27 protein-coding genes are annotated in these 26,086 nt (G+C 58.3%); 13 read left to right on the top strand and 14 right to left on the bottom strand.

The window, feature by feature from the left end:
* Nucleotides 1–11: 11 nt before the first annotated feature.
* Nucleotides 12–689: a ribonuclease T gene (gene rnt, locus SB725_RS18675; RefSeq protein ID WP_027922845.1), complete on the bottom strand. Its 678-nt coding sequence runs from the start codon at nt 687–689 to the stop codon at nt 12–14.
* Nucleotides 686–1,732 (bottom strand): dihydroorotase, encoded by a 1,047-nt coding sequence (pyrC, locus tag SB725_RS18670; protein WP_027922846.1) that lies wholly within the window; start codon nt 1,730–1,732, stop codon nt 686–688. The genes rnt and pyrC overlap by 4 nt, the downstream gene beginning before the upstream one ends.
* A 159-nt stretch (nt 1,733–1,891) precedes the next feature.
* Between pyrC and SB725_RS18665 the strand changes: the two genes are divergently transcribed.
* Both SB725_RS18665 and SB725_RS18660 read left to right on the top strand, forming a co-directional pair.
* Nucleotides 1,892–2,803: a flagellar protein MotY gene (locus tag SB725_RS18665; protein ID WP_027922847.1), complete on the top strand. Its 912-nt coding sequence runs from the start codon at nt 1,892–1,894 to the stop codon at nt 2,801–2,803.
* Between the two features lie 129 nt (nt 2,804–2,932).
* Complete coding sequence (locus SB725_RS18660) at nt 2,933–4,150, top strand: argininosuccinate synthase (RefSeq protein WP_027922848.1); 1,218 nt, start codon at nt 2,933–2,935, stop codon at nt 4,148–4,150.
* A gap of 155 nt (nt 4,151–4,305) precedes the next feature.
* On the opposite strand, the gene SB725_RS18655 is transcribed toward SB725_RS18660, so the two are convergent.
* On the bottom strand, nt 4,306–4,911 hold the full coding sequence (locus SB725_RS18655; RefSeq protein WP_027922849.1) for a hypothetical protein: 606 nt from the start codon (nt 4,909–4,911) through the stop codon (nt 4,306–4,308).
* A 597-nt stretch (nt 4,912–5,508) separates the two neighbouring features.
* Here SB725_RS18655 and SB725_RS18650 point away from each other — a divergent pair.
* Entirely contained in the window at nt 5,509–6,135 is a 627-nt protein-coding gene (locus SB725_RS18650) for a response regulator transcription factor (protein ID WP_007943575.1), read from the top strand.
* An 82-nt stretch (nt 6,136–6,217) separates the two neighbouring features.
* On the opposite strand, the gene SB725_RS18645 is transcribed toward SB725_RS18650, so the two are convergent.
* The 8 genes from SB725_RS18645 to metG all read right to left on the bottom strand — a co-directional run bounded on the left by SB725_RS18645 (nt 6,218) and on the right by metG (nt 13,233).
* Nucleotides 6,218–6,397: a PA3496 family putative envelope integrity protein gene (locus SB725_RS18645; RefSeq protein WP_059182237.1), complete on the bottom strand. Its 180-nt coding sequence runs from the start codon at nt 6,395–6,397 to the stop codon at nt 6,218–6,220.
* A 106-nt stretch (nt 6,398–6,503) separates the two neighbouring features.
* Nucleotides 6,504–7,142: an endonuclease III gene (gene nth, locus SB725_RS18640; RefSeq protein WP_027922850.1), complete on the bottom strand. Its 639-nt coding sequence runs from the start codon at nt 7,140–7,142 to the stop codon at nt 6,504–6,506.
* A gap of 30 nt (nt 7,143–7,172) precedes the next feature.
* The gene (locus SB725_RS18635) at nt 7,173–7,682 is read right to left on the bottom strand and encodes an Rnf-Nqr domain containing protein (RefSeq protein ID WP_027922851.1); all 510 of its coding nucleotides are present in this window, start codon (nt 7,680–7,682) and stop codon (nt 7,173–7,175) included.
* On the bottom strand, nt 7,675–8,286 hold the full coding sequence (locus SB725_RS18630; protein ID WP_027922852.1) for an RnfABCDGE type electron transport complex subunit G: 612 nt from the start codon (nt 8,284–8,286) through the stop codon (nt 7,675–7,677). The genes SB725_RS18635 and SB725_RS18630 overlap by 8 nt, the downstream gene beginning before the upstream one ends.
* Nucleotides 8,283–9,272, bottom strand: coding sequence for an RnfABCDGE type electron transport complex subunit D (locus SB725_RS18625; protein WP_059182239.1), 990 nt, complete (start codon nt 9,270–9,272; stop codon nt 8,283–8,285). Before SB725_RS18625 ends, SB725_RS18630 begins: the two co-directional genes overlap by 4 nt.
* Nucleotides 9,259–10,473: an electron transport complex subunit RsxB gene (gene rsxB, locus SB725_RS18620; protein WP_410922463.1), complete on the bottom strand. Its 1,215-nt coding sequence runs from the start codon at nt 10,471–10,473 to the stop codon at nt 9,259–9,261. Before rsxB ends, SB725_RS18625 begins: the two co-directional genes overlap by 14 nt.
* Nucleotides 10,470–11,039, bottom strand: a complete 570-nt coding sequence (locus tag SB725_RS18615; protein WP_410922462.1) for an electron transport complex protein RnfA — start codon at nt 11,037–11,039, stop codon at nt 10,470–10,472. Before SB725_RS18615 ends, rsxB begins: the two co-directional genes overlap by 4 nt.
* A 142-nt stretch (nt 11,040–11,181) precedes the next feature.
* On the bottom strand, nt 11,182–13,233 hold the full coding sequence (gene metG, locus SB725_RS18610; protein WP_410922461.1) for a methionine--tRNA ligase: 2,052 nt from the start codon (nt 13,231–13,233) through the stop codon (nt 11,182–11,184).
* Nucleotides 13,234–13,561: 328 nt separating this feature from the next.
* Here metG and apbC point away from each other — a divergent pair, with 328 nt between their 5' ends.
* On the top strand, nt 13,562–14,656 hold the full coding sequence (apbC, locus tag SB725_RS18605; RefSeq protein WP_410922460.1) for an iron-sulfur cluster carrier protein ApbC: 1,095 nt from the start codon (nt 13,562–13,564) through the stop codon (nt 14,654–14,656).
* Between the two features lie 137 nt (nt 14,657–14,793).
* On the opposite strand, the gene SB725_RS18600 is transcribed toward apbC, so the two are convergent.
* Nucleotides 14,794–15,552 carry an SDR family oxidoreductase gene (locus tag SB725_RS18600; protein ID WP_027922858.1) on the bottom strand — a complete coding sequence of 253 codons (759 nt, stop codon included), beginning with the start codon at nt 15,550–15,552 and terminating at the stop codon, nt 14,794–14,796.
* A 165-nt stretch (nt 15,553–15,717) separates the two neighbouring features.
* On the opposite strand from SB725_RS18600, the gene SB725_RS18595 reads away from it, so the two are divergent.
* The 4 genes from SB725_RS18595 to groL all read left to right on the top strand — a co-directional run bounded on the left by SB725_RS18595 (nt 15,718) and on the right by groL (nt 19,225).
* The gene (locus SB725_RS18595; protein WP_027922859.1) at nt 15,718–16,449 is read left to right on the top strand and encodes a HugZ family protein; all 732 of its coding nucleotides are present in this window, start codon (nt 15,718–15,720) and stop codon (nt 16,447–16,449) included.
* Between the two features lie 66 nt (nt 16,450–16,515).
* Entirely contained in the window at nt 16,516–16,992 is a 477-nt protein-coding gene (locus SB725_RS18590) for an FxsA family protein (RefSeq protein ID WP_027922860.1), read from the top strand.
* Between the two features lie 246 nt (nt 16,993–17,238).
* Nucleotides 17,239–17,532: a co-chaperone GroES gene (locus tag SB725_RS18585; RefSeq protein WP_019827816.1), complete on the top strand. Its 294-nt coding sequence runs from the start codon at nt 17,239–17,241 to the stop codon at nt 17,530–17,532.
* A gap of 49 nt (nt 17,533–17,581) precedes the next feature.
* Nucleotides 17,582–19,225, top strand: a complete 1,644-nt coding sequence (gene groL / locus SB725_RS18580; protein WP_027922861.1) for a chaperonin GroEL — start codon at nt 17,582–17,584, stop codon at nt 19,223–19,225.
* A 161-nt stretch (nt 19,226–19,386) separates the two neighbouring features.
* Here the strand turns inward: groL and SB725_RS18575 are convergent, their stop codons facing one another.
* Nucleotides 19,387–20,130 (bottom strand): phosphatase PAP2 family protein, encoded by a 744-nt coding sequence (locus SB725_RS18575; RefSeq protein WP_194940571.1) that lies wholly within the window; start codon nt 20,128–20,130, stop codon nt 19,387–19,389.
* A gap of 54 nt (nt 20,131–20,184) precedes the next feature.
* Nucleotides 20,185–22,134: an LTA synthase family protein gene (locus SB725_RS18570; RefSeq protein WP_410922459.1), complete on the bottom strand. Its 1,950-nt coding sequence runs from the start codon at nt 22,132–22,134 to the stop codon at nt 20,185–20,187.
* A 205-nt stretch (nt 22,135–22,339) separates the two neighbouring features.
* On the opposite strand from SB725_RS18570, the gene colR reads away from it, so the two are divergent.
* From colR to SB725_RS18545, 5 genes are all read left to right on the top strand, one after another.
* Nucleotides 22,340–23,023 (top strand): two-component system response regulator ColR, encoded by a 684-nt coding sequence (colR, locus tag SB725_RS18565; RefSeq protein ID WP_007948597.1) that lies wholly within the window; start codon nt 22,340–22,342, stop codon nt 23,021–23,023.
* Nucleotides 23,013–24,296: a sensor histidine kinase gene (locus SB725_RS18560; RefSeq protein ID WP_059182242.1), complete on the top strand. Its 1,284-nt coding sequence runs from the start codon at nt 23,013–23,015 to the stop codon at nt 24,294–24,296. Before colR ends, SB725_RS18560 begins: the two co-directional genes overlap by 11 nt.
* A gap of 161 nt (nt 24,297–24,457) precedes the next feature.
* Nucleotides 24,458–25,126, top strand: a complete 669-nt coding sequence (locus tag SB725_RS18555) for a class I SAM-dependent methyltransferase (protein ID WP_059183060.1) — start codon at nt 24,458–24,460, stop codon at nt 25,124–25,126.
* Between the two features lie 4 nt (nt 25,127–25,130).
* Nucleotides 25,131–25,844 (top strand): lipopolysaccharide kinase InaA family protein, encoded by a 714-nt coding sequence (locus SB725_RS18550; RefSeq protein WP_027922866.1) that lies wholly within the window; start codon nt 25,131–25,133, stop codon nt 25,842–25,844.
* 2 nt (nt 25,845–25,846) lie between these two features.
* Nucleotides 25,847–26,074, top strand: coding sequence for a hypothetical protein (locus SB725_RS18545; RefSeq protein ID WP_081743926.1), 228 nt, complete (start codon nt 25,847–25,849; stop codon nt 26,072–26,074).
* Nucleotides 26,075–26,086: the final 12 nt, after the last annotated feature.

Here is a 26,086-nt window from a genome sequence, read left to right as displayed (position 1 = left end):
TCAGCGACAGATCAGTCGTTGAAATCTTCCCAGCCGCCCATTTGTTTCCAGCGATTGACGATGCCGCAGAACAGCTCTGCCGTCTTCTCGGTGTCATAACGAGCCGAGTGGGCCTCGCGACCGTCGAAGTCGATATCCGCTGCCTGGCAGGCCTTGGCCAGCACGGTCTGACCGTAGGCCAGGCCGGCAAGGGTCGCGGTGTCGAAGCTGGAGAACGGATGAAACGGGTTACGTTTCATGTCCAGGCGTGCGACGGCTGCGTTGAGGAAGCCCAAATCGAAGCTGCTGTTGTGGCCGACCAGAATCGCCCGTTTGCAGCCGTTGGCTTTCAGGGCCTTGCGGATGCCGCGGAAAATATCGGTCAGCGCCGCTTCTTCACTCACGGCCATGCGCAGCGGGTGATCGAGTTTGATTCCGGTGAATTCCAGCGCCGCTGCTTCGATGTTTGCGCCTTCAAAAGGCTCTACACGGAAGAAGTAGGTGTGATCGGGGTACACAAACCCTTTTTCGTCCATGGCGATGGTGGTTGCAGCAATTTCCAGCAGGGCGTCGGTGGCCGAGTTGAAACCACCGGTTTCTACGTCGACGACGACCGGCAGGTAGCCACGGAATCTGGCTGCCATTGGATGACGAGGACCGCCTCCACCGCCTTGACCGTCCTGTTCGTCGTCGAAATGGTCTTCACTCACGCGTGTTCCTCCAGCAGGCGCCAGCGCAGTTTTTCACCGGCGCGCAGCGGGATAACGGTCAACTCGCCAAATGGCAGGCTGGTTGGGGCGGTCCACTCATCGCGGACCAGGGTGATGCGGTCGGTGTTCGCTGGCAGGCCATAGAAACGCGGGCCGTTGAGGCTGGCGAAGGCTTCGAGCTTGTCCAGCGCGTTGCGCTGTTCGAACGCTTCGGCGTACATCTCGATGGCCGCATACGCGGTGTAGCAACCGGCGCAGCCACACGCGGCTTCTTTGGCGTGCTGGGCATGGGGGGCCGAGTCGGTGCCCAGGAAGAACTTTTCGCTGCCGCTGGTGGCGGCGTCGAGCAGGGCTTCCTGGTGTGTATTGCGCTTGAGAATCGGCAGGCAATAGAAGTGCGGCCGAATCCCGCCCACCAGCATGTGGTTGCGGTTGTACAGCAGGTGATGCGCGGTGATGGTTGCGCCGACGTTGGCCGAAGCCTCGTTGACGAACTGCACGGCATCGGCGGTGGTGATGTGTTCGAACACCACTTTAAGCGTCGGGAAACGCTCGACCACACGGCGCATGTGCTCATCGATGAAGATTTTTTCGCGGTCGAACACGTCGACATCGCCACGGGTGACTTCACCGTGAATCAGCAACGGCATCCCGACTTCGGCCATGGCCTCGAGCGCAGGGAAGATCTTGTCGATGCTGGTGACGCCAGAATCCGAGTTGGTGGTCGCGCCGGCCGGGTACAGCTTGGCGGCGTACACGAAACCGCTGGCCTTGGCCTCGCGAATTTCTTCGGGCTGGGTGCGGTCGGTCAGGTAAAGCACCATCAACGGTTCGAAGCGACTGCCGGCCGGGCGTGCAGCAAGGATTCGCTGGCGATAGCCGTCGGCTTCAGCGGCGTTACGCACCGGAGGTACCAGGTTGGGCATGATGATGGCGCGACCAAAGGTGCGCGCAACATCCGCAACGGTATTGGTCAACACGGCACCATCGCGAAGATGAATGTGCCAGTCGTCGGGACGCAGCAGGGTCAGGCGGTCGGACATGAGGGGATTCCAGGCGGGTCAAACTCAGGGGAATGCTACCGGAAAAGACTCTTGCAGGCACTCGCTATCAAGTTTTACAGGAACCTACCGATATGAATCAGGTATGCCGGAAACATGCGTGTGTCGGTCTTTTTGTTGTAGAAGCCAGTGGAGCCTCCCGTGCGCCAGCGTTATTTAGCCTTGCTCAGCGTGTTTGCCAGCCTTCCTGCGATGGCGCTCACTTTCCAGACGCGTCTGGAGAGCATCGAGTGGACGGTCGAAGGTGACAAGTTCGAATGCCGCCTGACTCAGCCGATCACCGATTTCGGGTCGGGTGAATTCGTACGCCGTGCCGGTGAGCAGGCGATATTTCGTCTGAACACCTACAACGCGATGATTGGGGGCGGTTCGGCAACCTTGCTGGCGGCCGCCGCGCCGTGGCAACCAGGGCGTGGCGACATCAATCTGGGTTTGGTACGCCTGGGCAGCGGTAATGTGCTGTTCAACAGCTCGCAAGCTCAGGCCGGGCGCTTGATCAGTGGCTTGATCGATGGCCGCAGTCCAGTGATCCGGCATGCCTCAGGTGATGGCAGGGTCTCGGAGGTACGGCTGTTGCCGGTCAAGTTCAGCAAGGCGTTCAATGATTACCAAAGCTGCGTGGCGAAACTGCTGCCGAAGAATTTCGAACAGGTCAAACAGTCCGAAATCACCTTCACGGGTGCTGAAGGCATCGATCTCGATGCGCATGCCAAGGCGCAGTTGCAAGTGATGCTGGAGTTCATGAAGGCTGATCCATCGGTCAATCACATCGAGCTCGACGGGCACTCCGACAACAGCGGCAATCGTCTGGCCAACCGTGAACTGTCACGCCGGCGTGCATTGGCGGTGATGGATTACTTCAAGGCCAACGGCATTCAGGAATCGCAGATCACCATGCGCTTCCACGGCGAGCGTTACCCTTTAGCGCCCAACACCAACGCCGCCAACCGCGCGAAGAACCGCCGGGTTGCCGTGCGTCTGGAACGCGTCGCGCCGACGGAGAAAGTCGCGCCTCAAGGGGCGACACCGGGAAGCGCTGCGACGACCTCCTGAGCCTGCTGAAATCGTCGCCCGATCGACAGAATCTGTCGCTTCGTCGTCATAAGCTGTCGCGACACTGTAAATTATTTCGTATGACCGGTAGACTTCACGGCTTTCCGTAGAACCCCGTGGAGTGATGGCATGGCGGACGTAAACAAGGTCGTTCTGGCGTATTCCGGCGGCCTGGACACTTCGGTGATCCTCAAGTGGCTGCAGGATACTTATAACTGTGAAGTGGTGACCTTCACCGCTGACCTGGGTCAGGGCGAAGAGGTCGAACCTGCGCGCGCCAAGGCACAGGCCATGGGCGTCAAAGAGATCTACATCGACGACTTGCGCGAAGAATTCGTGCGTGATTTCGTTTTCCCGATGTTCCGCGCCAACACCGTTTACGAAGGCGAGTACCTGCTGGGTACTTCCATCGCTCGTCCGTTGATCGCCAAACGCCTGATCGAAATCGCCAACGAAACCGGTGCTGACGCCATTTCCCACGGTGCCACCGGCAAGGGCAATGACCAGGTTCGTTTCGAACTGGGCGCGTACGCCTTGAAGCCAGGTGTGAAAGTGATCGCTCCGTGGCGCGAATGGGACCTGCTGTCCCGTGAAAAGCTGATGGATTACGCTGAAAAGCACAACATCCCGATCGAGCGTCACGGCAAGAAAAAATCCCCGTACTCGATGGATGCCAACCTGCTGCACATCTCCTATGAAGGCGGCGTGCTGGAAGACACCTGGACCGAGCACGAAGAAGACATGTGGAAATGGACCGTCTCCCCGGAGAACGCTCCAGACAAACCGCAATACCTGGAACTGACCTACCGTAACGGCGACATCGTCGCACTGGACGGCGTCGAAATGACCCCGGCCACCGTGCTGGCGACCCTGAACCGTATCGGTGGTGAACACGGTATCGGCCGTCTCGACATCGTCGAGAACCGTTACGTGGGCATGAAGTCCCGTGGTTGCTACGAAACGCCTGGTGGCACCATCATGCTGCGCGCTCACCGTGCGATCGAATCGATCACCCTGGACCGCGAAGTGGCTCACCTCAAAGACGAGCTGATGCCGAAATACGCCAGCCTGATCTACACCGGTTACTGGTGGAGCCCTGAGCGTCTGATGTTGCAACAGATGATCGATGCGTCCCAGGCCCACGTGAACGGCGTTGTTCGCCTGAAGCTGTACAAGGGCAACGTGATCGTGACCGGTCGCAAGTCTGACGAATCGTTGTTCGACGCCAATATCGCGACCTTCGAAGAAGACGGTGGTGCTTACAACCAGGCCGACGCAGCGGGCTTCATCAAGCTCAACGCCCTGCGTATGCGCATTGCCGCGAACAAAGGCCGCAAGCTGTTCTGAGACCTTTGCCGTTGGTAATAGAAGTGTGGCCTTGTCGGTGACAAGGCCACACCTCGTAATGGGGATGTTCTACCTGGCATTCTTCGAGCATTCAGCTTGTTCTTGATGCCTGTTACACCTTTCTGCTGCTTTTCTCTCCTTTTGCTCTTCAAGAGCTACCTGCCGGTCTCTGCCGGATAAAACGTTTGCCCAATGATTGTCAGCGCTTGAGAGCTCGAATTATAAGCAACGCAGAAGATAGAACCGCTGCGCTTCCTTGTCAGTTTCGAATGCTTGAGCACGCTTTCTTTCAGCGATGTCTCCGAGTCGCCGCACGTGAGAAATACGATCACTTGCGCGAGGTTTTTCTGTGGGGGCTGAATGCTCTCCAGCAGCGAGCTGAACGCTAACGGCTGACCCGTTACGCGCGCATCGACGATGTGCAGATCCTTCAGCCGTTCAGGCAGGCAGACGTAATGCCGGGCCGCAAGATTAGGCATGGAGGCAGTGTTGTCCTTGCGATCAGCGCTTTTCATGACAGCTAAAAAGTGCTCTCCCTTTTCAAAATCAGAAGGCGCGTAAAGCGACCGATAATTGAAGTTAAGGGTCACGAAGAACAGGAAAAGCAAATAAAACGGAAAGCTGATCAGAAACCAGATGTACAGCGCTCGTTCTTCATCGCCGAGAAAGGGCAATGAAAGAGCCGCGGATGCTTCAGACAGTGTCGCGAATATTGCAATGATAGTCATGGGGGTCGTCATTTTTCTTTTGGGTTTCATAATGGTCTTTGCTCATTGTGGTATTAACTTTTGCTCTATGGTTTAAAGGTTTGTTTGTTGGGTTGTTGGAATCTGTTGTGCGAAAGCTGTTGGCAATATAGTTGTGGGATTCTCCGATTTCGAGTTGTATGTTTTAAAGTTTTGGTGAGCTGGCGTAAGTGTTTGAGTGTTGTTTTTTTTTGTGTGGCATGTTTTGCTGGAAAACATTGTGGGTTGTCTGATTTTTAAGTGTGTCCTGAAATAAGTAATTTGTTGTGCCGGAAGATGATATTTTTTGTGTAAGGTTTTCTATCGAGGGGAGCGTCTTGCCAGTTTTCGAGTGTAGCTGAGTACTGGTTTTTTTGTCGGAGGCGCGCGCGTGATGGATTAATGTTTTTTATTGCCGTAATTCGGTACGGAAAAATGACCGGAAGGCTGGGTGCGCGAAATTTGATACCGTGCAGGATGCAATTTGTTTTAAGAAATTTGTAGGACCAATCTTTTAAATTTGTAAGAAATGTCTCTGGTTGTGGGTGGCTGAGGGCGGCGGCATGCCATGGATGAAGCGACTAGGCTATTGTGCGGGCTCTAAAAATTCGAACAGCGAAATTGGACTTGCCCATGAATAAAGTGCTGATCGTGGATGATCACCCCGTCATTCGTCTTGCGGTGCGTATGCTAATGGAGCGCCATGGCTACGAAGTCATTGCAGAAACAGATAACGGCGTGGACGCATTACAACTGGCCCGTGAACTAATGCCGGACATTGTCATTCTGGATATTGGAATACCCAAGCTGGATGGGCTGGAGGTCATTGCGCGACTGACATCGACGGCGATGCCACTTAAAGTGCTGATATTGACTTCACAGGCGCCGGGGCATTTTTCCATGCGTTGCATGCAGTCGGGGGCTGCTGGCTATGTATGTAAACAACAGGACCTGACTGAGTTGCTCAGTGCAATAAAAGCCGTGCTGTCAGGCTACAGTTACTTTCCGAATCAAGCGTTGCATACCGTGCGGTCAAGTCTTGGCAATGCCAGTGAAGCCGATATGGTGGATCGTTTGTCCGGACGTGAAATGATGGTTTTACAACAGTTGGCCAGAGGAAAGACCAATAAGGAGATTGCCGATGGAATGTTTCTCAGCAATAAAACCGTCAGTACCTACAAAACCCGCCTGTTGTTGAAGCTTAATGCTCGCTCCCTGGTCGACCTGATCGAACTGGCTCAACGCAATGGCCTGGTATAAGTGCCACCCACGTCTGATGACGCCGTGCTCATCAGCGATTGGCGCTTAGTAAAAAGCCTCCGTTTCGGGAGGCTTTTAGGGGTTACAGGTCAAAATCGTAGTCGGCCAATTGCTTTTGCAGTCGGCGCTCCTCCAGCAGGTTGTCGATGGTGCGACGTTTGCTCAGGTTGGTCTTTGCCACTTCTACCACCGGTTCAGCGTCTTCGGCCTCAACGGGTGTGAAGTCGTCTTCTACGTCCAATTGCTCTTTGCCAGTGCTCATAGGTCAACTCCAGGCTAAGACTGCCTTTGGCGCCCCTTATATCGATAATCGCCCGGCGGGTAAAAAAGATTTTTTCAATCGATGCATCAATAATTTTAATAGCGCCTCAATCGTCCGAGGTCTTTTGCTTGTATTCGCATAAGTCCTCGATCCGGCAGCTGCCGCAGCGGGGCTTGCGGGCCAGGCAAACGTAACGCCCGTGAAGGATCAGCCAGTGATGCGAGTCGAGCAGGTATTGCTTGGGTACAAATTTCATCAGTTTCTGCTCAACCTCGACGACATTCTTGCCGGGAGCAATTCCGGTGCGGTTGCTGACCCGGAAGATATGGGTGTCCACGGCCATGGTCAGTTGGCGAAAGGCGGTATTGAGCACCACGTTCGCCGTCTTGCGGCCGACGCCCGGGAGCGCTTCCAGTTCCTCGCGGGTTTGCGGGACTTCACCGCCGTGGCGTTCCACCAGCAAGCGACAGGTTTCGATCACGTTTTTCGCTTTGCTGTTAAACAGGCCGATCGTCTTGATGTATTCCGACAGCCCTTCGACGCCGAGCGCGTAGATCGCCGCCGGGGTGTTGGCCACGGGATAGAGTTTGGCGGTGGCCTTGTTGACGCCGACATCGGTCGACTGAGCAGAAAGAATGACGGCAATCAGCAATTCGAAGGGCGACGAATAGGCCAGTTCAGTCTTGGGTTCCGGGTTGTCTTCGTGAAACCGGCGGAAAATTTCCAAACGTTTTGCGGCATTCATGGGCGATGCGTTTCCCTAAAAATCAGTCAATCAATGTGAGGGCGTCGAGCGAGCCCAGGCCTGACGTGCGGCGATCAACACTCCCAGCAGGATGAACCCGCCGGGGACTAGCGTGGCGAGGTGCAGACCACCGTTGCCAAGGAGCTCTCGCAGCAGGCCCAGGCCCAGCATCAATGCGCCAAACACGGCGCATAGGCGCAAGCGATCAAGGCGCGGGCTCTGGAAGAAACCGTTGTATTCCAGCACAACGCACTGCAGGGCGATCAGTCCTGCGTAAAGGGCCACAGGCTGGTGCGATTGAAGTGACAACACTTGTGCGGCCATTTGCGCGCAGCTGGTGAGCGTGGCGGCCAGCAGGATACTGGCAAGCAAGCGGGCGGACGGCACCAGTCGCGATCGCAAGGCCCACATGCCAATGCCGTAAGCACTGATGACCACGATGAACATCAGCCACAGTCCCAGCGCCGCCGTCCAGGAGGTCGTGGCGCCGATCAGGGGCGCCAGCAACAGCGAGTTTTGCAGGGTCGATGACTTAGTCATGGGCGCCACTCCCGATCAATTGATCGCGGTGTTCATCGAAGTAGCGCAAGGCGTCATGAATGGCGCTGATCACCGCCCTTGAAGTGATGGTCGCCCCTGCCACCTGATCGAATTGTCCCTGATCCTTTTTCAAGGCCCAGCCCGTGTCGCCGGGGTCGTTGCGGGACTTACCGGTAAACACCTGAAGCCATGCGTTCGGCCAGTCGGCGATCTTGCCCCCCAGCCCCGGCGTTTCCGATTGCTTGAGGGTTTTGACCCCCAACAACTTACCGTTGGCATCGATGGCAATCATCAACTCGATTTTGCCTTCATAGCCCAGAGTCTGGCTGCGCAGCAATACCGCGCTCGGCTGGCCGGCCTTGGTCGCCAGGTTGCCGCCCAGCAGCGTGCTGTTGGCCAACGGGATGTTGGCGAGGTCGAGCGGCTGTTCCAGTGGTTGATTGTCGTAGTTTTCCGGCGGTAGCAGGTCCAGCAGGTTGCGACTGTCGATCAGCCGTTGTTCTGCCGCAATGCGCGGGGCGCTGCTGTGGTGCGCGAAGTAAGTCGCGCCGATTCCCAATCCGGCCAGTAACACCAGAATCACCACACTGGACGCTCGGTTCATGGGGTCACTGGCTCCTGCCTGGACGCGATAAAACGCTCCAGCGCCGGTACACAAAGGTTCATCAGCAGCACGGCAAATGCCAATCCGTCCGGATAACCGCCCCAGGTCCGTATCAGGTAAGTCAGCAAGCCGACACCGAGACCAAAGAGCAATCGGGCACCTGCGTTTTTTGCCCCGGACACCGGTTCAGTGACAATGAAAAAAGCCCCCAGCATGGTGGCTCCGGTGAGCAGATGAAACAGCGGTGAGCCATGGGAATCGGAGCCCGAACCGTTCCAGCACAGCAGGCTGATGACAAACAGGCTGGCGAGCATGCCGACCGGTGCATGCCAGCTGAACACTCGACGTTGCAGGAGAAAGAGGCCGCCGGCGAGAAAAGCCAGGTTGACCCATTCCACGCCGCGTCCGCCGAAATGACCGAATGCCGGGTTGCCGGCAAAGAGTTCGTCCATGGTCAGGCTTTTGTTGATGCGCAGGCTGTCCAGTGCGGTGGCCTGGGCCCAGGCGTCTGGTGTCGCGCTGAGGTTGAAGCCGAATATCTGTTGCAGGCCGCCGAGCAAGTCCATGCCGTGGGAGGATGGCCAGTGCGTCATCTGTTGGGGAAACGTCACCAGCACCAGAGCGAAACCGAGCATCGCCGGGTTGAACGGATTCTTGCCCACCCCGCCATACAACTGTTTGCCGAGTATCGCGAACGCCGCTGCACAGACCGTCAACCACCACGGACAGTACGGCGGCAATGCCAGCGCCAGCAACGTCGCACTGACCAGCGCGCTACCGTCGCTCAACGTGGGTTTGAGCGGACGCCGGCGAAGTCGCAACACGGCACCTTCAACCGCCAGCGCGGTGGCGGCCGCCAGTATCAGGTTGATCAAGACGCCCCAGCCATACAGCCAAAACAACGTCAGCATCCCCGGCACGGTGGCCAGCAACACCAGCTTCATGGCCTGCTGGAGGCGTTCGTCCACCGATTCAAGGGGCGACATAGGCATCCACCTGGCGCTGGGCTTCCAGCAGCCGCGCGCGGGCCTTGGCGATCAATTCGTTCGGGGTGTCCGCACCTCGTTCGAGTTTGCTGACGTCGGCACGGGCGTAGGCCAATTCGGTTTTCAGCTGTCGAAGCTGGCTGTCGATGGGGCGCTTTTCGATGCGTGTCAGGTCCGGCAGCGGTTGTTCACTCGCCGCTTCCGCGACGTGCAACGCCTGTTCCGCCTCATTGAGCGCTTGTTGCAGGGCTTCGAGCTGTTCGGCCGGTGCTTCGTTGGTCTGGGCTTTCTTGAGTTCGGCGCGACGCATGGCCAACTGAATCTTCGCCCGCTTCAACTCGGCATCCTTCGCCGGGACCACTGGCGTCGGGGGGGCTGCTGAAGTGCTTTCCAGTTGCGCCAAAGCCTGTTCGGCGGCCTCGAACTGTTGTTGCAGCACGATCAGTTGCGATTGCTGCTCGAAGGTCGGTGGATGCCCGAAGGCCTTGAGCGACTTGTTCAGCTGCGCCCGACTCATCGCCACATCGATCTTGGCCTTTTTCAACGCCGCATCAGCGTTCGCCGCTTTTTGTGCGCGCACGCGTTCAAGCGCCGCTTGCACCGGGTCAGCCGTCGTCACTTCACTGTATGCAACAGCGCGTTGGGCGCGGGCCTGACGTTCTGCGATTTTCTGTTGTTCCTCGCGCTGCAAGCGGGCGTTGCGTTGTTCAAAGCGGCGCCTTGCATGGTTGCGTTTGGTGGCGCGAGCGCGTTGCTCTTCAAGGCTGAAGGCCAGGCCTCCGACAATCGGCAGTACCGTGGCCAGCGGCAACGGGCGCATCTCGATGCAGTCCACCGGGCAGGGCGCCACGCAGAGGTCGCAACCGGTGCATTCGTCGATGATTACCGTGTGCATCAACTTGGCCGCGCCAACAATGGCGTCGACCGGGCAGGCCTGGATGCATTTGGTGCAACCGATGCATTCGGCTTCGCGAATATAGGCAATCTGCGCCGGGGCTGAACCGCGACTGGTGTCCAGTTCCAGCACCGGTACTTTCAACAGGTCGGCCAATGCCGCAATGGTCTCACTGCCGCCGGGCGGGCACTTGTTGATCGGCTCGCCGCTGGCGATGCCTTCGGCGTAGGGCTTGCATCCGGGGTGGCCACACTTGCCGCATTGAGTCTGCGGCAGGAGGGCGTCGATGCGTTGAATCAGACTCATGTTTTGATCAGTCCGCTAAATCCGAGAAATGCCACTGCGATCAGTCCGGCGCCGATCAGCTCGATCGGCAGGCCACGAAAGGGCAGGGGGATATCGTTATCGAGTGTGCGCTGGCGCAAATCGCTGAACAGGCTCAGCACCAGCCAAAACCCCAGCCCGGCGCCGAGGCACAGGAAGGCGGCGTGAAAGAATCCCTTGTCGTCCTGAGCGTTGAGTAACGTCAACCCGAGCACGCCAGCATTGCCCAAAAGAAGCGGCCAGAGCCCGTCGAACACCAATCTGGGCAACAGCCGCGACAGCGCTTTCAACAATGGTGAGATCAGCAACACGCTTAAGGACAGGAACACGAAAAGACGCAGCGAGGTCAGCTCCAGCGGCACCAGCATCCAACGGTCAGCGCTATAGCCCAGCGTGCCAACCAGCAGCATCAAACAGGTGGTCGCAATGCCCAGTGCATGAACTTGCCGATGCGCGTTGCCCAGTAGCGGATCGGCGCCCAGCGGCCAGTGCAACACGACATTGTTGATCAGGGCAGCGCTGATAAGCGTAAGAAGTATCTCGGTCATGATCGTGCCGGCAAGAACGGGGGCTTTTTAACGAGTGGTCTAAAAAGCTTAGGCATTATCCGGCAAGGACGGAGGGTGGGCCAGATATGAAAATCCCACAGTCGCGTCAGGCACGACTGTGGGATCGGTTTACAGCACGACCTTACTTGATGCGCTGACCCGGCTTGGCGCCGCTGTCAGGGCTGAGCAGGTAGATTTCTTCACCGCCAGGACCGGCCGCCATCACCATGCCTTCGGAGATGCCGAACTTCATTTTTCGTGGCTTGAGGTTGGCGATCATCATGGTCAGGCGACCATCGAGCTTGGACGGGTCCGGGTAAGCACTCTTGATCCCGGAGAACACGTTGCGTTGCTCGTCACCGATGTCCAGGGTCAGGCGCAGCAACTTGTCGGCGCCTTCCACGTGTTCAGCCTTGACGATCAGTGCGACGCGCAGGTCGATCGCAGCGAACGCGTCGAACTCGATCTCTGGCGACAGCGGATCCTTGGCCAGTTCGCCGTTGCCGGCCGGTGCAGCTTCGCCGGTATCGGTTGCGCTGGCGGTCAGGTCTTCTTTCGACGCGTCGCTCATGGCCTGCACTTTCACCGGGTCGATACGGGTCATCAACGGCTTGAACTCGTTCAGCTGGTGGTTGCTGAGCAGGGTGGCGTGGTCGTTCCAGGTCAGCGGTGCGACGTTCAGGAACGCCTCGGCGTCGGCGGCCAGCAACGGCAGGACCGGCTTGAGGAAAATCACCAACTGGCGGAACAGGTTGACGCCCAAGGCGCAGATGGCCTGGACTTCGTCCTGCTTGCCTTCCTGTTTGTTCAGCGACCACGGGGCCTTGTCGGCGATCCAGGCGTTGGCACGGTCGGCCAGGCCCATGATTTCACGCATGGCGCGGGCGAAGTCGCGAGCCTCGTAAGCCTCGGCGATGCTGGGCGCAGCAGCCAGGAACGCGTCGGTCAGCTCAGGTGCGGCATTACCGGCCACCAGTACACCGGCGTTGCCTTTATGGATGAAGCCGGCGCAACGGCTGGCGATGTTGACGACTTTGCCGACCAGGTCCGAGTTGACCTTCTGCACGAAGTCTTCGAGGTTCAGGTCGAGGTCGTCGACGCCACGGCTCAGCTTGGCCGCGTAGTAGTAGCGCAGGTATTCCGGCGACAAGTGATCCAGGTACGTCCGGGCCTTGATGAAGGTGCCACGGGACTTGGACATTTTCTGACCGTTGACGGTCAGGTAGCCGTGCACGTTGATGCCGGTCGGTTTGCGGAAACCCGCGCCTTCAAGCATCGCTGGCCAGAACAGGGCGTGGAAGTTAACGATGTCCTTGCCGATGAAATGGTACAGCTCGGCGGTGGAGTCCTTGCCCCAGAACGCGTCGAAGTCCAGTTCCGGCGTACGGTCGCACAGGTTCTTGAAGCTGGCCATGTAGCCGATCGGCGCATCCAGCCACACGTAGAAATATTTGCCCGGCTCGTCTGGAATCTCGAAGCCGAAATACGGCGCATCGCGGGAGATGTCCCACTGTTGCAGGCCGGCGTCCAGCCATTCGGCGATCTTGTTGGCCACGGCGTCTTGCAGGGTGCCGCTGCGGGTCCAGGCTTGCAGCATTTCCTGGAAGTCCGGCAGCTTGAAGAAGAAGTGCTGGGAATCCTTGAGCACCGGCGTGGCGCCAGAGATCGCCGACTTCGGGTCCTTCAGGTCGGTGGGCGCGTAGGTCGCACCGCATTTTTCGCAGTTGTCGCCGTACTGGTCTTCGGTGCCGCACTTCGGGCAAGTGCCCTTGATGAAGCGGTCGGCCAGGAACATTTTCTTTTCCGGGTCGAAGTATTGCGTGATGGAGCGCTGGGCAATGTGCCCGGCGTCGCGCAGCTTCAGGTAGATCTGGCTCGACAGCTCACGGTTTTCTTCGGCGTGAGTGGAGTGGAAGTTGTCGAAGTCCACCAGGAACTCGGCAAAGTCGGCGCTGTGTTCAGCCTGGACGTTGGCGATCAGTTGTTCCGGGGTGATGCCTTCCTTTTCCGCGCGCAGCATGATCGCCGAACCGTGGGCGTCGTCGGCGCAGACATAAATGCATTGGTTGCCGCGGTGCTTCTGGAAACGCACCCACATATCGGTCTGGATGTATTCCAGCATGTGGCCAAGATGGATCGAACCATTGGCATAGGGCAGGGCGCTGGTGACGAGGATCTTGCGTGGCTCGGACATGGGGCTCGGCTACTTGATGAAACGGAGGTCGGCCACTATAAAGCGCCGGCGCATATTTTTCACCCCGTCAGCCTGTTTCCGGTTGCATCGAATGCCCAAACCTGTGAACAGGCAGTAACAGCGTGAAAATGCTTGTGTGTGGCGAGGGAGCTTGCTCCCGCTGGGTGGCGAAGCCGCCCCAAACCCTGCAACCCGTTTTCGGCGGAAGGAGTGCGTCTGCCTGATTGCGACTGCTTCGCAGCCGAGCCGGAGCAAGCGCCCTCGCCACAAATGTATGTCCGGCGTAGGATACCCGCCTGATTTTCCAGTCTTGCTATCGGAGTTGCCCATGAGCGCCGTCAATCGCGCAGCGGTGGAAGCCGTCCTTCGCCAATACACCGACCCTTACCTGAACCAGGACCCGGTCAGCGCCGGATGTGTACGTAATATCGACATCCAGGGTGATCGTGTCAGCGTCCAGCTGGAGTTGGGTTACGCCGCCGGCGTGTTCAAGAGCGGCTGGTCGCAGATGCTGCAAATGGCTATCGAAGGCCTCGACGGCGTAACGACGGCCCGTGTCGACATCACCAGCGTGATTGCCGCGCACAAGGCTCAGGCGCAGATCCCGGGGTTGGCCAACGTGAAAAACGTGGTGGCCGTGGCGTCCGGCAAGGGCGGCGTGGGCAAGTCCACCACCGCCGCGAACCTGGCGCTGGCGCTGGCCCGTGAAGGTGCCAAGGTCGGGATTCTCGACGCGGACATCTACGGTCCGAGCCAGGGCATCATGTTTGGCATCCCCGAAGGCACCCGACCAAAGGTCAAGGATCAGAAGTGGTTTGTGCCGATCGAGTCCCATGGCGTTGAAGTGATGTCGATGGCGTTCCTGACCGACGACAACACGCCGATGGTCTGGCGCGGGCCGATGGTCTCCGGTGCGCTGCTGCAACTGGTCACCCAGACCGCATGGGGCGACCTCGATTACCTGGTCATCGACATGCCGCCAGGCACCGGTGACATTCAGCTGACCCTGGCACAGAAAGTCCCGGTGGCCGGTGCCGTCATCGTCACGACCCCGCAAGACCTCGCGTTGCTGGACGCGCGCAAAGGCGTGGAGATGTTCCGCAAGGTCAATATCCCGGTGCTGGGCGTTGTAGAAAACATGGCCGTGCACATCTGCTCCAACTGCGGGCATGCCGAGCATCTGTTTGGTGAAGGCGGGGGTGTGAAGCTGGCCAACCAGTATGGCGTCGAACTGTTGGCCTCGTTGCCGCTGGCGATGGCCATTCGCGAACAGGCCGATGGCGGCAAGCCAACCGTGATCGCCGAGCCGGACAGCCCGATTGCGTTGGTGTATCAGGAACTCGCTCGCCACGTCGGCGCGCGGATCGTGTTGCAGGAAGCGGCGTCGCCGGCGATGCCGAACATCACCATCAGCGACGATTGATTCGCTGATGGTGATGTTGTAGCAGCTGCCGAGGCACGAGGCTGCGTTGGGCTGCGCAGCGGCCCCCGAGGGCGGTCCTGCGGACACACAACGCAGCCTCGTGCCTCGGCAGCTGCTACAGGGTTTTGGGTGTTGCCTTAGATTCGCAACCCGCCATCCATTTCGAGGATCCGGCCGGTGTAGTAGTCGTTCTCGAAAATGTACGCCGCCGAATGGGCGATCTCTTCCGGTTTACCCATGCGCTTGAGCGGAATACCGGCCGTCATTTTCTCCAGCGCTTCAGGCTTCATGCCCAGCGTCATTTCGGTTTCGATAAAGCCCGGGGCGATGCCCGCCACGCGAATGCCGTAGCGCGCCAGTTCCTTGGCCCAGGTCACGGTCGCTGCCGCCACGCCAGCCTTGGCGGCCGAGTAGTTGGTCTGGCCAACGTTGCCGGCACGGGAAATCGAGGAGATATTGATGATCGCGCCGCTGTTGTTCAGCTCGACCATTTTTGCCGCGACTTCACGGGTGCACAGGAACACGCCAGTCAGGTTGACGTCGATGACCGCCTGCCATTGGGCCAGGCTCATCTTGGTCATTTCGCCGTCCTTGACCTTCAACAGCAGGCCGTCGCGCAGGATGCCGGCGTTGTTGATCAGGCCGTGGATCGCACCGAAATCTTCGGCGACCTGGGCGACCATGTGGGTCACTTGCTCTTCATTGGCGACGTTGCACAGGTAGCTGCGCGCCTCGACGCCCTTGGCCTTGCACGCGGCGACGGTGTCGTCGAGTTTTTCCTGGTTCAGGTCCACCAGCGCCAGCTTCGCGCCTTTACCTGCGAAATACTCGGCCATCGAACGGCCTAAACCCTGGCAACCGCCAGTGATAATGATTACTTTGTCAGTGAGTTGCATTCGCATGCCCCAATAGCAGGTCAGAGTGGTTTCCTAGTAGAGGGCCTCTCGATCTGCGCCTGATGTGGCCTGGCTGCACATGAGAACTGCCCCGACGGCGTACTGGATACTTATCCCCAGGCGCCTGTCCGTTTTTTCGACGGATTCTATATAAGGAGTCATAAATTGAGCGTTGAAGCGGCCAAGAATGCCCGAGAATTGCTTCTCAAGGAATACCGGGGAGTGCTTTCGACCCACTCCAAGTCGATGCCGGGGTACCCGTTTGGCTCGGTGGTTCCTTACTGCCTGGACGAGCAGGGCCGGCCGCTGATCCTTATCAGCCGCATCGCCCAGCACACGCACAACCTGCAAAAAGACCCGAAATGTTCGCTGTTCGTGGGCGAGCGCGAGGCCGATGACGTGCAAGCCGTTGGTCGGCTGACGTACCTTGCCGAAGCAGAAAAGCTCGAGGACGAAGCGGCCATTGAAGCGGCCGCCGAGCGTTACTACCGCTATTTCCCTGAATCGCAGAGCTATCACAAGGCTCACGATTTCGATTTCTGGGTGCTCAAACCCGTGCGTCACCGCTACATCGGTGGCTTCGGCGCAATTCACTGGGTTGATCACCTGACTCTGGCCAACCCGTTTGCCGGCAAAGCCGAGGTGAGCATGGTCGAGCACATGAATGCCGATCACGCCAAAGCCATCGCGCACTACGTCGACCTGGCGGGCCTGCCGAAAACCGAACCGGCGCAACTGGCCGGCATCGACACCGAAGGCATGCATTTACGCATCGGTCAGGCGCTGTATTGGTTGCCGTTTCAAGCACCTTGTAATACGCCGACACAAGTCCGGGAAGCCTTGGTTTTCCTGGCTCACGCCGAGCATTGGCCCAAAAAAGAAGTCGCCGACGCTTGAATTCACGAAAGGGCGACGTCATCTAAGGCTAACTGGCAAGGCATTCTTGCGTTGAGGAACCATTTGATGCGCCCTTTTTTATTGCTCTTTGTACTGTTCCCGGTGTTGGAGCTATTCGTATTCGTCAAAGTCAGTGGCGCCATCGGGTTTTTCCCGGCCTTGCTGCTGATCATTCTCGGCTCGATGCTCGGCGTGTTCGTGTTGCGCATCGCCGGTCTGGCCACTGCGCTGCGTGCCCGTGAAAGCCTGAATCGCGGCGAGCTGCCGGCCCAGACCATGCTGGAAGGGTTGATGCTGGCCCTGGCAGGCGGTCTGTTGATCCTTCCGGGCTTCGTCTCTGACGTGCTGGGTCTGATCATGCTGCTGCCGATCTCCCGTCGACTGCTGGCCAACAAAATGCGCCAGCGCGCCGAAGAAGCCGCGATCCGTCAGCGTGCCTTCGCCGACGACCTGCAGCCGCGTGGCGGTCCTGCTCCACGCGAGCCGCTGGGCCGTGAGCCCAATGTGATCGAAGGCGAGTTCGAACACCGCGACCCCCAGTAAAACGTTTCACCTGCACGGCACCTTCGGGTGCCGTGTCTGTTTCGGGTCATCGATGTAAAAAATTTCGATCCCCGCCCTTGTAATAAGCTTATGCGCCCTTATGTAACGGTCACCGCAAGGTTTCTGGCGATCACGCCAGACAGACTTCCGCGTCTCGCTTGTCGAGCCGCACCCGGCACCGCCGGATTTGTTAAACCCGCCGGGAATACACCGGCCGATGAAAACCACAATTAGGAGAGATCGACAATGAAGCTTCGTCCTCTGCATGACCGCGTCGTCATCCGTCGCAGCGAAGAAGAAAAGAAAACCGCTGGCGGTATCGTCCTGCCAGGTTCGGCTGCTGAAAAAGCCAACAGCGGCGAGATCCTCGCTGTCGGTACCGGCCGCGTGCTGGACAACGGTGAAGTGCGTGCACTGGCCGTTAAAGTGGGTGACAAGGTTGTGTTCGGCCCGTACTCCGGCAGCAACACCGTGAAAGTTGACGGCGAAGACCTGCTGGTAATGGCTGAGAACGAGATTCTCGCTGTTATCGAAGGCTGATACCCCGCTCATTTTCCCGCTACTACAAAGTATTTAAGGAATATCGATCATGGCTGCTAAAGAAGTTAAATTCGGCGACTCCGCCCGCAAGAAAATGCTCGCCGGTGTGAACGTCCTGGCTGACGCAGTAAAAGCGACCCTGGGCCCTAAAGGCCGTAACGTGATCATCGAGAAGAGCTTCGGCGCTCCGACCATCACCAAGGACGGCGTTTCCGTTGCCAAAGAAATCGAGCTGAAAGATCGCTTCGAAAACATGGGCGCGCAGCTGGTCAAAGACGTTGCCTCCCGTGCCAACGATGACGCAGGTGACGGCACCACCACCGCTACCGTTCTGGCTCAATCGATCGTCAACGAAGGCCTGAAAGCCGTCGCTGCCGGCATGAACCCGATGGACCTGAAGCGCGGTATCGACAAAGCGACCATCGCGATCGTCAAAGAGCTCAAAGCCCTGTCCAAGCCTTGCGCTGACACCAAGGCAATCGCTCAGGTCGGCACCATCTCGGCCAACTCCGACAACTCCATCGGCGACATCATTGCCGAAGCCATGGAAAAAGTCGGTAAAGAAGGCGTGATCACCGTTGAAGAAGGCTCGGGCCTGGAAAACGAACTGTCGGTTGTTGAAGGCATGCAGTTCGACCGTGGCTACCTGTCCCCGTACTTCGTCAACAAGCCAGAGACCATGACTGCTGAGCTGGACGGTCCGCTGATCCTGCTGGTCGACAAAAAGATCTCGAACATCCGCGAAATGTTGCCAGTACTGGAAGCCGTTGCCAAAGCCGGCCGTCCACTGCTGATCGTGGCCGAAGACGTTGAAGGCGAAGCCCTGGCGACTCTGGTTGTGAACAACATGCGTGGCATCGTTAAAGTCGCAGCCGTCAAGGCTCCAGGCTTCGGCGACCGTCGCAAGGCCATGCTGCAGGACATCGCTGTTCTGACTGGCGGTACCGTTATCTCCGAAGAGATCGGCCTGAGCCTGGAAAGCACTACCCTGGAACACCTGGGTAATGCCAAGCGCGTGATCCTGTCCAAAGAAAACACCACCGTGATCGACGGTGCCGGCGTTGAGGCTGACATCCAGGCTCGCGTTCTGCAGATCCGTCAGCAAGTGGCTGACACTTCGTCCGACTACGACCGTGAAAAACTGCAAGAGCGTCTGGCCAAGCTGTCCGGCGGCGTTGCAGTGATCAAGGTTGGCGCCGGTTCCGAAGTTGAAATGAAAGAGAAGAAAGCCCGCGTTGAAGACGCCCTGCACGCTACCCGTGCAGCCGTTGAAGAAGGCGTGGTACCTGGCGGCGGCGTGGCACTGGTTCGCGCTCTGCAGGCTATCTCCGAGCTGAAAGGCGACAACGATGACCAGAACGTTGGTATCCAGTTGCTGCGTCGCGCTGTTGAAGCGCCACTGCGTCAGATCGTTGCCAACTCCGGCGACGAGCCAAGCGTAGTGGTCGACAAGGTCAAGCAGGGTTCGGGTAACTACGGTTACAACGCTGCGACCGGCGAATACGGCGACATGATCGAAATGGGTATCCTGGACCCGGCTAAAGTGACTCGTTCGGCTCTGCAAGCGGCTTCGTCGATTGCCAGCCTGATGATCACCACCGAAGCCATGATCGCCGAGATCAAGGACGACGCACCAGCTGGCGGCGGCATGCCAGACATGGGCGGTATGGGCGGCATGGGCGGCATGATGTAAGCCAGCCTTACCCCTGTACTAAAAAACCCCGCCTGCGAAAGCAGGCGGGGTTTTTTATTGCCCCTCATATCGGGCCAGTCAGGAGACCGCGTCGCCGCCCTCGCGGGTAAGCCACGCTCCTACAGGTACGGCGTGATCCCTGTAGGTTTTTGATCTGTGTTTCAGGCGTTGACTGTTTTCGCTTTGGCCATCGACGCAACTTTGGAAGCAGGTCGGTAAAGCACGTAGTAATACGATCCCAGGCAAATCAGCCAGCAGAAAATCGCAGTCCATACGTTGTGCGAAAAGAAGTGCGCACCCTGCATCATCCGGCCAATCGAGAACACCGAGCCCAAGGCGAAGGCGAAGACAAACGCCGCGCGCGCCATGCGCGTACGACGGTCACGCAACACAAAGAACAGGGCAAACAGGGTAAAACCGGTGGCGGCATGACCACCGGGCCAGCAGCGGCCAGGTTTATTCGTGTGCGGGCGAGGGCTCAGCAATTCGCTGTAGGTCTCGTGGCCGCCAAACTGCTCAAGGCTCCATGGGCATTGCACCGCCGTCACTGCTTTCATGGGGGTGACAAAAGAAGTTGCCAGACCCAGCGACAGCACCAGACAGCCCAGTTCCCGTTTGAATGGCTTGAGCTTGTCCACGAAGAAAGAGGCGATAAAGCCGATGATCGCAAACACGGAAAAGGCGATGACTACCTGCTTGGCGCGGTCATGCAGGATGTCTTCCAGGAAGTAACTGTGGCGTCCGATGAAATCCCCTGCCACTGGATCGTAGAACAGCTTGGCGAGGTCCATGTCCAGGGACGTCAGTTCGAGCAGTACCAAAATGATCGCCGCGACGGCGGGCACGCCCAGGCACACCCAGAAATTGAGCGGGCGTGAGGCAGGACGGACAACGGTTGATGACATGGTGGATCCTGAACAAAGGAAAAACCCCCGGGGCATCAGCCCGGGGCGATTCGGTTAACGTTCGCTGACTTGGCCGGCACCCTCCTTGGGCGCCTTCCAGCCAAGCAGCTGTTGCTTGAAGCCATAACTGGCCGTTTGGTAATAAGTAATCGCCCGGGTGATCAATGGATCATTGGCCGTGGCACGGGACTCGCGACTCTCTGTCAGCGCGTCATCGTGACGGCGCAATCCTTGGCGCGGGCTAAGGATCGCCAGATCCTTGCCGTCAAACAACCCCAGGTGTTGATAATTGCCAACCACCACGCGTGGCGGCAGTGGATTGTCCTGCAACAGGTTGCGACCAAAGAATGTCGACTCGTAATCCAGATTCAGCAAGCCCAGTAACGTGGGGGCGAGGTCGATCTGGCTGGACAATTGTGCCGTCTCTCGGGCTTCGATCAACTTCGGTGCATAAATGAACAGCGGAATCTGGTAGTTGGTGATCGGCAAATCTTCTTTACCGGCGCTGCCCGCGGTGTGGTCGGCGACGAAGACGAAGATTGTATTGTCAAACCACGGCTTTTTGCGTGCCTGATCGAGGAACTGACCAATGGCATAGTCGGTGTACTTCACTGCGCCGTCACGGCCATTGCCGGATTTAATGTCGATCCGGTTATCCGGGTAGGTATAAGGGCGATGGTTGGACGTGGTCATCAGTTGCAGCAGGAACGGCTGTTGCTTCGCATAGTCGGCGTCCGCCAGTTTCAGCGTCTGTGTGTACAGGTCTTCGTCGGCCATGCCCCAGGCGTTCTTGAAGTGAATCTCGGCTTCATCGACGCTGCTCTGGTCGACCACGCGGTAACCGTTGCCGCTGAAGAACGCGTTCATGTTGTCGAAGTAACCGCGTCCCCCATAAACGAACACGCTGTCGTAACCCACGGCCTTGAGCTGTTGGCCGAGGCTGGCAAAACCGCTCTCACGGCCTATGCGCTTGACGATCGAGCGCCCCGGCGTTGGCGGAATGGCCAGCGTGATGGCTTCCAGGCCGCGATCCGTACGGGTGCCGGTGGCGTAGAAGTTGTTGAAATACAGGCTCTGCTGGCGCAGGGCATCGAGGTTAGGTGTCAGGTTACGCTGGTCGCCATTGCTGCCCATGTACTTGGCACTGAAGCTTTCGATGGTCACCAGCACGATGTTGGGTTTGCGCAGCGTGCCGGGGTTATCGATGTCCCGGCGGATGTCTTGCGGGTCATTGCTGACAAAACGTGCATTGGGCTCGCTGAGCTCGGCCCGAATCTGCTGAGCGACAACGTCGGCCGGCAGCGTGCTGTAGAACTGCGGGTAATCCAGATCGTTGTTACGGAACGCTGCGAAAAACTGGTACGGGCCATTGCTCGACAGCTCGTTCTGGTAGGCGTTACCGCCCTGGGCGCGAGGTGAATCCTGACTGAGCAGTTGCAGGCTCAAACCGGCGACGATCAATAAACCCAAGGCATTCAGCAGACGCCCGCGCAACGGCGGCAACGGGGCGCTCATCGCGGCATTGAAGGGTTTACGCAATACGAAGCTCAAGCCGACCGCCAGGACCGCGAGCAGGCTCAACAATTTGCCGATCGGATAGGACTCGAGCAGGTTGTTCAGCACTTCATCGGAATACACCAGGTAGTCGACGGCGATGAAATTGAAGCGCACGCCAAATTCATCCCAGAACAGCCATTCGGCCACTGCGGTGAACAACATGGCGAACAGGCTGACCGTCAGCAGGCCCTGAAGCAACCAGCGATGACCGCGGCGACGCCACAGCGCCGGTGGGCACAGCAGCAAGTAGAGGCCCATGGGCAATGCCGCGTAGGCAATAAAGCCCAGGTCATACAGCAAGCCGATGCCGAACACCGACAGGAAGCCGCTGCCGGCCTCGTCCAGGTGTGTGAAGAGCAGCACCGTTCGTGTCAGAAAGAAAATCGCCAGCCAGGCACCGGTGACCAGCAAGAGAAAGCGCATTGGCGCCGTCCTGAAAAAGTCCATTGTGTATACCTTCCTTATTATCATTCAGCGCGGGATTCTCGCCTGGATGCTGTTGCCAGGGTGTGAATCGATAGTGAAAAAGGTGTCAACCGTACCATTTGCGTGCACAAATTGATTCTGCGAAGCGAAACCCTAGTCCTCAGCCACACTTGGCCTTAAGCTGCGCGGGCCAAGACGGCTGTTACTGTGTTACCGAGGAGTGCCCATGCGAATTCTATTGGTTGAAGACAACCGCGATATCCTGGCCAATCTGGCTGATTACCTGGGCCTCAAAGGCTACACCGTGGATTGCGCACAAGACGGTCTGTCCGGCCTGCACCTGGCGGCCACCGAGCATTACGACTTGATCGTGCTCGACATCATGCTGCCCGGCATCGACGGCTATACCCTGTGCAAACGCCTGCGCGAAGACGCCCGCCGCGACACGCCGGTGATCATGCTCACCGCCCGCGATCAACTCGACGACCGGCTACAAGGCTTCAAGTCCGGCGCCGACGATTACTTGATCAAACCGTTTGCCCTGTCTGAACTGGCCGCGCGGATCGAGGCGGTGATGCGTCGCACCCAAGGTGGCGGCCGTCGCACGTTGCAGGTCGGCGATCTGGCCTACGACCTCGACACCCTGGAAGTGACCCGCGAAGGGCGACTGCTGAAACTCAACCCGGTGGGCCTGAAGTTGCTGGCCGTGCTGATGCAGAAAAGCCCGCACGTGCTGCGCCGGGAAATTCTCGAAGAAGCGCTGTGGGGCGATGACTGCCCGGACAGTGACAGCCTGCGCAGCCACGTCCATCAACTGCGTCAGGTGATCGACAAGCCGTTCGCCAAGCCATTGCTGCAAACCGTTCACGGTGTGGGTTATCGCTTGGCCGAGGGCCGTGATGGAGTTTAAGCAGAGCCTTGCTCAACGGATCATCATCGCCTTTGCGCTGATGAGCGCATTGGTGGCCGGTGCCTTTGCCATGGGCATTGTGGCAACCGTACACGTGGTGGAAGAAAAGCTGATTTCGTCCGGACTGGGTGGCGATCTGCAGCGTCTGTTGCTGATGGACAGCATGTCGGACTGGAGCCACCGCCCCGAGCCGGATCAACTGTTCTACTTCAGTGGCGGGGCAGGGGATTTCGAGCTGCCCAAGGATCTGCGCAACCTCGATTCGGGTTTTCACGAAGTTTTCCGCGATCAGCTGTCGTATCACGCCATGGTCGAAATCGTCGACGGTCGGCGCTATGTGCTGCTTCAAGACCAAAGCGATTTCGAAGAGCGTGAGCGGGTGCTGTTTGCCGTGGTGCTGGTCGGCTTCGTCCTGAGCCTGGCGCTGGCGGTTTTTCTCGGCTGGGTCCTGGCGCGCAAAGTCATGGCGCCCGTGGTACGACTGGCCCGCCAGGTCCGCCATCGCGATCAACTGTTGGGGCTGGCGCCGCCGCTGGCACCGGATTATGCCGCAGACGAAGTGGGCGAACTGGCCGTCGCCTTCGACGCCACCCTGGGGCGTTTGCGCCAGGCGCTGACCCGCGAGCGCCTGTTTACCAGTGACGTCAGCCACGAACTGCGTACGCCCTTGATGGTGTTGGCCAGTTCCTGTGAATTACTGCTGGAAAATCCCGGGATCGATCAGCGCGGCCACGCCCAGGTCGAACGCATTGCCCGGGCCTGTGAAGAGATGCGTGAACTGGTGCAAACCTTCCTGATGCTGGCCCGTGCACAGCGTGAAGACGCCAGCATGTCGCCGCAGCAGAACCTGAAACAGGTTGCCGACGGCTTGCTCACGCTGTGGCGAGAACCGATCGAAACCAAGGGGCTGAAACTGATTTTCGAACCGGGTCCCCCTCCATCTGCCCGTTACAACGCAACGCTCCTGCATGCGGTAATGGGCAACCTGTTGCGCAACGCGCTGCATTACACCGAACACGGTTTCATCCGCCTGACCCTCACCGCCACGGGGTTTGTGGTCGAGGACAGCGGGGTGGGCATTCCCGAAGAAAAACGCGAGGCGATGTTCGAGCCGTTCGTGCGGGGTTCGGAAAAACGGGGTGAGGGTCTTGGTCTGGGGTTGTCGCTGGTGCAGCGGATTTGTGAGAACCAGGGCTGGACCGTCAGCCTGACGACCATGGAGCCCAATGGCTGTCGTTTTCAGGTCGAGTTAAACGCATCGGAGGCTGGTTGAGTGAACGGTTGCAGTTCGATGGCCCTGAGCTATCGTTGTTATCCTGTAAAACCTTGAAATAGTTCGGGGTTTCCCTCAACGAAATTTTCACAAATGAATGACCTGACTCTGACACTAGACTACCTAAGGTTGGTGACATCAGCATTTCAGGAGACCTGATGATGGACGGCCCGATCAAACTCGATTTTTCCGAAAAATACGACGATCAACACGCTAAGCGTTATCTGCAAAAGCATCAGGATGGCCTCGGTCGCAAACTGTCCCACTGGCGCGACGTACAGCTGGCACGCAAGGCGCTGGCGATGGCCGGCGAGCCCGGACTGGTACTCGACCTGCCCTGCGGTGCAGGGCGTTTCTGGCCAATGCTGGCGGAAAAGGCTAACCGTGCAATCATCGGCGCCGACAACTCTGAATCAATGGTGAAGATCGCTTGCCAGGCACAACCCGCCGACGTGGTGAAACGGGTACAACCCTTGCACACTTCTGCCTTCGACATCGCCTTGCCTGATAACGCCGTCGACAGCATTTTCTGCATGCGTTTGTTGCACCACATCGGTGAAGCCGAGCATCGACTGGCGATTCTGCGCGAATTCGAACGTGTCACCCGTGACAGCGTGATCATTTCGTTGTGGGTGGACGGCAACTTCAAGGCCTGGAAACGCAAGCGTTCAGAAGCGCGGCGTGGGCAGGAAGGTTACCAAAACCGCTTTGTGTTACCGGCTGCAACGGTAGAAAAAGAATTCGAGCAAGCGGGTTTCCGCATCCAGGAAAAACTGGACTTTATACCGCTCTACGCCATGTGGCGCGTTTACGTATTACGCAAGAGGTAACAGGATGGCAGTGCAATGTGCAGCAGAAACGGAAGTCGCTCCCAAGGACCGCTTCGACTTTTTCTGGAATCAGCGTGGTGAATGGGTAGAAGAACCCAACGTTCGCCGTGGCGGGGAAAGTGGCGTGCAGCGCGTCATGGGCAGTGATGGACAACTGCTCTATGCCAAGCGCCAGACCGGCCACATCTATCGCAGCTGGCTGCATCCGTTTGGCCGTCCGACTGTGTTGCGCGAGCAAGATGCACTGATCGGCCTGCGCAAGCTTGGCGTGCGTGTTCCTGAAATCGTTTTCTGCGGCGCACAGCGCGACCCTGTGCACAAATGGCGCGCGTTGCTGGTGACCAAGTCGCTGGATGGCTTCGAGGAAATCGAACACTGGTACGCCGGTGGTGGTCGCGAGCGCCATGGCGAGGCGGTAAATGATCGTGTGTTGAAGGATTTGGCCGAGAACCTCGCCCGCATGCACAAGGGGCGTTGGCAGCACAGCTGCATCTACATCAAGCACGTGTTCTTGCGAGTGACCGGCGAAGGCGAATCGGCCAAGGTCGAAATCGCCTTGATCGATCTGGAGAAGTGCCGACAGCGTATGACCGCTTCCCAAGCGGCCGCGCATGACATGAAGCAACTGCGTCGCCATTCGTCATTCAGCGATGCGGACTGGAAAAAACTCGTCTACTTTTATGAGACGGCGTTTGGCAGCGCTATCAAAGGTTTATAGCGATGAAACTCGAAATTGCACGAGGTTTGTTTTTAGTTGGAGCCTTGGCAGTTGCTTCATTGGCGGTGGCTGCCTGGGAGCAGCCACGCACGCAGGTCCTCAGTTCAGTGAGCAGCGATGCTCACTGTCCATTACCACGCGCTATCAAAGCCTCCGTTGCTGCGCAACCTGACCATGATTTGCTGTTGCTCATGTTCGGGCTTGCCCAGGGAATGAGGCCGCAAAGTTGACCAGATTGAAGC

This window comes from Pseudomonas sp. SIMBA_041, assembly GCF_046535095.1.
GTDB lineage: Bacteria > Pseudomonadota > Gammaproteobacteria > Pseudomonadales > Pseudomonadaceae > Aquipseudomonas > Aquipseudomonas mucoides.
The sequence above is the reverse complement of the archived record's forward strand: the minus strand, read 5'-3'. Positions and strand labels throughout refer to the sequence as shown.